Genomic DNA, 5,182 nt, shown 5'->3' with positions numbered 1-5,182 from the left:
ACTACATAGAGTGGCACGACACAAAGAGGATCAGGCGCTCGCTGGGCTCGATGGGCCCCTTGGCATACAGGCAAAGCCTAACCCTTGCAGCCTAGCGAGAACGGTACGGAAAAGCGGTACCACCCCCAGAACAACATACTGAGGGTCATCGTCAGCATGCCCTTGTTCCTTGCCCTCTCCGCTTTCCGTAAAGAAGTAGCAAAGCGCCAGGACATTCCTCTCGCCAGTCGAAATGTTATCCGGGGCAACTGACTGCCCATGGGACAGGACCTTGTATCGTTCGCCATCCAGCACAAGCTTGAACCTGTCGGAATCGAAGTACACATTCGCGAGATACGAGTTGATGACGTCAACTGCAATGTCGATCTGCTTTAATGCCGCTTCCTGTTGTTGCTTTTCCGATAGAAGCCGCCTTTGCTCCACCAGCTTATTGTTCTTAGCATCCCTGGCATTGGTGAGGCCGCCTTCCGCCGTTTGCCAGGACTCGATGTCTTGGCGAGCGTCAGTTCGACTTATCGCATCGTTAAGCCTCAGGAGGTCCTTCTCTAAGGTATTTCTATCTTTGATAGCACCGTTGATAGAGTCGATTTCGGAGTTTACGCTCTCGGCCGCAACCTCGAGCTTTTTCAGCGCCGCATCCAAGCCCAATACATCTGCGGTTTGAGCCGTATAGATGCTTGCCTTGCGGAGCTCAATGCGCGAATTGTATTCGTTAACAAGACGATTGGCCTCACGAAGAGCATCTTTCAAGTCGGCTTTCGCTGATTCGGTGACCTGGTCTGGAATATCGACAGTCTCAACTAGGCAAGGGAGGTACGCTTTCGAGAGTTCGCCCCTGAATTCCTCAACGGCTTTATTAAGGACCTTGCGGATGCTTGCAACGATTGATTCTTTGTGCTCCCGAGAAACCTCCTGCTGGCACATCGGGCATACGTGTGTGTCTTCCGACGAAAAGACGCATATGGCGGTATCGACAATAGTCTGGTTGTCGTTCTTCACTAGCTTGAGAATTCTTTGCTCTCGTTCAGAAAGTTCCGGATTGTCAATCTGTCTGCTGAGTAACTCCGTTAGATAACCCTCATCGTATGGTGCGATATCGATGGAGGGAACGGGGCTAATCTCATCTTGCCCAGCTGCTCTGGCTTTCTCAAAGATGCTGAGCTTGGCTTCAAACCGCTGCCCTAGCGTCTCCCTAGTTTCTTTCGTTTTGGCGTTTTGCACGTCTATCCAAGATTTTTTGCTTAGATTCGATTTCCTTCCGGTAATTTTCTGACAGCGTTCTGCCCAGCCGGCGCTTTTGACGCTCTCTTTTGCCTTCCTCTCTAATTTTTCGACCGAGTTTGAGCCTTTTTGAAGATCTGTGATTCTGCTGTCTAACTCTTCTATTTCTGCAGTTACACCTCGGATGCTTTTCTCGGTCTCCTCAATAGCCTCGGCTGCCGATACTTGTTTGCCCAGCATCACAATTGAGTCAAGGCCATCGCCTTTAATTCGGGTCTTTGACTCGATGTAATCCTCGTCGAATACCCTTATGCCAGCACATTCGTTGTCAGCAAGTGACAACATCTTCTTGCTCTCGTCATAGAGATAACCGCCGGATTCCCCTCGACTAATCGCCGCAATCTCTCGGGCAATCGTAGATTTGCCTGAACCGTTATGGCCGAAAATTATGGAAGCACGAACCGGCTTAGGGCTGTTTCCTTCACTCTGCAAGCTTCCAAAGAGATCGATGTCGTACCCAGAATTAAAAGCTCCGCTGCATACATGCACGCCAAGTATTGAGGGTATATTGCTTGCCATTCGAGCTGCCTTCCTATCCGACTAAAAACATGTCGTATCTAGCACATGACATGAATTTTGCATTCTTTACTTTTCATTATGGTGAATTTTCAGAGGCGTTGCACTTGCTCTGAAAATTCACCCCCTATAAGACGATATGAGCCAAGCATTGAAGCCCCCTGCTCGCATCGTCTCGCGGGCTGAAGTGCTGCCACACTAAGAGCTGGATGTATTGGTTCTGGCGGTGGCACCGTTACCGCACATGCGGAAGGGGCTCCACCTATGTGTGTTACCTCCATCGGCCTCGACGCCCATGCCCGCGCGACCTCAGCAGCTGCCCTCAACCCCTTCACGGGCGAGATCTGCCAGGAGGAGCTCGGGGCAGGGGCCGCACCAGTAGCCGAGTGGGCGAAAGGGTGCGAGTCCCCCGAGTGCGCCTACGGGTCGGGGCCCACCGGCTGGCGCCTGGCACGCGAGCTCGAAGGGACGGGAGCCGACTGCTGCGTGGCAGCGGTCTCCAAGATGCAGAAGCCCGCTGCCGACAGGAGGAGAAAAAGCGGCGAGGGGGATGCGGCCTCCCTCGCCCGGATGCTGGCCTGCCGCAACACCGTGGAGGCCTTCGTCCCCTCCGGGGAGGCAGGGGCGGCCCGCGGCCCCTCGCGGGCCTCAGGCGACACAGGGACCGGCCTTCGGAGAGACCGCCAGGGGCTCTCGAAGTCCCTCTTGGGGCGAGGCTACGTCTTCAGCGAGGCCAACCCCCTAGGCCAGGGGAAGGGCAGCTGGCCTCGCGCCCGCCGGGAGCGGATGGGCGAGACCAGGCTCGAGGGGGCAGCCCGCATCACCTACGCCCACCATGCAACGGCAGCCAGGTGCGCCGAGACCGACAAGCCCGAGCTCGAGGAGGCGGTCGAGAAAGAGGCCGAAAGGGACAGGTGGGCTCCTGTCGTTGAGGCCCTCCCCGCCATCAAGGGCATCGATGTCGCGAGCGCCCTCTGCTTGGCTGCCGAGGCAGGCTCGTTCTCGAGGCTCGGCCCTGCCGAGGAGTGCGCAGGCTGGCGCGGGCTCACGCCCTCCGGGCACCCCCCAGGCGGGAAGGGGGCGAGGGGCCACGTCGCAAAGTGTGGCAGCGCTGCCACCAGAAGGGCCCTCGCTGAGGCCCCCTGGCGCTTCGCAGGCTGCTCGGCGAAGCCAAAGGGGCTCCCACCCGGGCGGGAGGCGTCGGCTGAGACAGGAAGACGGGGTGCCGAACGCACGAGGCGCCTCGTGAAGAGGCACCCAGAGCTTGTGAGGCCCGGCCACAGCAGCCGTGTCACCAACACGGCCTGTGCCCGCGAGCCCGCCTGCCGGGCCTGGGGGGTGGGGAGGCGCGCCGAGGGCGCCCATCAGGCCCAGCTGGCCTCCCGTATAGCCTCTCTGCCAAAGGCGCCTCTCCCGACGCAGGGCTGAGACCTGCCCGCGACTGCTTTCTCGGACAACCCCTAGGGGCTGCGTCCGCCATGAAGGCTGGATTCCGCACCGAAGGCCTCAGACGGAGAATCGAGCTGCGGTACCACATCCCTCTACCAAGTAGCTAAACGCCCGTCTGACTACGGATGTGGGCACAAGCCCGCGAATATCAGCCTGCCAGGCAGGCGCCGACTAGGGAACGCTCAAAGAGGGAGTCCTTGGCTTGAAGGAAGTGGCAGGTCCCAGGCAGAGAACCTAGGACCTGCTACGCCATGCCACTTGACGATGCTTGGCTCATATTAAAACTAGGGCAGGACCGCTTTCGCAACCCCGCCCCGCAAAACCCGAAGGTTTTTTAGCTGGATACATTATGGACCGCTTAGATCCATCTGTCAAACACCCTGTTCAAGAAGGCCAGCGCGGAGCGGAAATAGTCCGATCGGACATACCAGTCCGAGTGCTCTTCCGATCTGCTGATAAATGCGTCTACCAGTGTGCGGCACATCTCCCTACTGTGGGTTCCCTTGACGAGCTCTCTGTAGGCGAAGGCCGTCATCGTTATCTGCTGGACCCTCGCATTCGACATCTTGGAATGCCTCGCGCGTTTGTTCAAACCGACATCCGCGAGCGCCCGGGCAACCTCGTTCGGGGTCCGGACGTTACTGGGCGTTCCGGGCGCGAAGCCGTTGACGATGGCCGTCGAGTGAGCGCAGGCGTTCCTGACGGCCTTGACCTGCTTCAGCAGGTAGTGTTCCTTTCGCATCTCCCTGTCGTCCCACCTGAGCGCGCAAAAGCGGTAGAAGTCGATGAAGCCGCCGAACGAGATCAGCTCGGCGAACACCCATGCGGGGTAGGAGCCATCGTACCTGCGGGCCAAATCACCGCTGTATCTGTCGTTCTCGAGGCGCCTTATCTCGCCATTGCGGATGTCCAGGCTCTTCTTCGGGAGGCTGGCCAGGTAGTCCACGACGATCGAGTAGCCGTCCTCGCCTACCCGCTCGGTGACCTCGTGCATGAGCTTGGCCTTGGCAAAGTGCTCGATGTCCAGGGTCATCGGCAGCAGCGTGTACCTGAGCATGTGGTCGATGGCCGCGAGGTCCCGCAGGTGCCCGAAGTCGAGCCCCACGTACTCCCCGTCGCGCTCGCCTCCAACGCGCTTGTCGAAGAGCACGCGATAGGCCGCGAGCTTGAAGTAGTACGTCTTGTCGGAGAGCGTCTCGCGGGCGTCCTCCTCCGGGCACAGGTCGAACGTCACTCCCTTGGACCTCAGGTGCCCAATCTGCTCGTCGACGGTGAGCTTGGGCTTTCCCGTTCGCATGCTAGCATCGTCACTGGTCATTTTCCCTCCTGTCCGTATATGCACATTGTACGGCCACCGTCTCGGCTGACGGCGGCATGTAGGCTTCGTGCGCAAGGCTTCGGTACAGCGTGCTCTTGCTGATGCCGGTCGCTTCCGTGATCTCCGAGATGGAGAACGCTGTTAGCGTCGGCCTAAACCAACCGCGAACCGTCGGAGAATAGCAACCAAATCGAGTCGGGTTGATTTTCAACCTTAGCGAAACACCTTGAAGGAATAGCGGGTTTTCGCACCCAGCGAGACGGGGGGGAGGCCCCGAAAGGGGTCTCCCCTCCTGCGTTCCCGCAGGTGCAGGATTCGTGTCGAGGCGTCGCGATGGGTTCGAGGCCTACGCTCCACCAGCCCGTCGCGGCTCGCCTCCAGACTCAGCGCGGCGGGCGTCTCGGCCTCGATCCGGTTGTCCCCGTGGGGCCACTCGGCCAGCTGTTGAATTTCAATAGGAACTGCGCGGATGTCGCACGGAAAACTGACCACCGTACGCATCGGGAATTGAGCAGTATTCGCATGGGGCCGTGCCCGAGTCGCGCAAGGGGCACGGCCCCGCTATGTTTCCTCCGGGCGGGATTTTGCTGAGTCGGACGAGGCCTGCCCGGAGAGGAA

Annotated in this window: 3 protein-coding genes; 1 reads left to right on the top strand and 2 read right to left on the bottom strand. The window is 59.1% G+C overall.

Going from position 1 to position 5,182, the window contains the following annotated elements; all coding sequences use genetic code 11:
* Positions 1-30: 30 nt before the first annotated feature.
* On the bottom strand, positions 31-1,800 hold the full coding sequence (locus E0E00_RS14130) for an AAA family ATPase (protein WP_207302796.1): 1,770 nt from the start codon (positions 1,798-1,800) through the stop codon (positions 31-33).
* 261 nt (positions 1,801-2,061) lie between these two features.
* Between E0E00_RS14130 and E0E00_RS14125 the strand changes: the two genes are divergently transcribed.
* Positions 2,062-3,225 (top strand): transposase, encoded by a 1,164-nt coding sequence (locus E0E00_RS14125; protein WP_130813189.1) that lies wholly within the window; start codon positions 2,062-2,064, stop codon positions 3,223-3,225.
* A gap of 379 nt (positions 3,226-3,604) precedes the next feature.
* Here the strand turns inward: E0E00_RS14125 and E0E00_RS14120 are convergent, their stop codons facing one another.
* Positions 3,605-4,564: an Abi family protein gene (locus E0E00_RS14120; RefSeq protein WP_207302795.1), complete on the bottom strand. Its 960-nt coding sequence runs from the start codon at positions 4,562-4,564 to the stop codon at positions 3,605-3,607.
* Positions 4,565-5,182 lie beyond the last annotated feature (618 nt).

The organism is Olsenella sp. Marseille-P4559 (genome assembly GCF_900605015.1).
GTDB lineage: Bacteria > Actinomycetota > Coriobacteriia > Coriobacteriales > Atopobiaceae > Tractidigestivibacter.
This window is presented reverse-complemented; position numbering and strand designations above follow the sequence as displayed.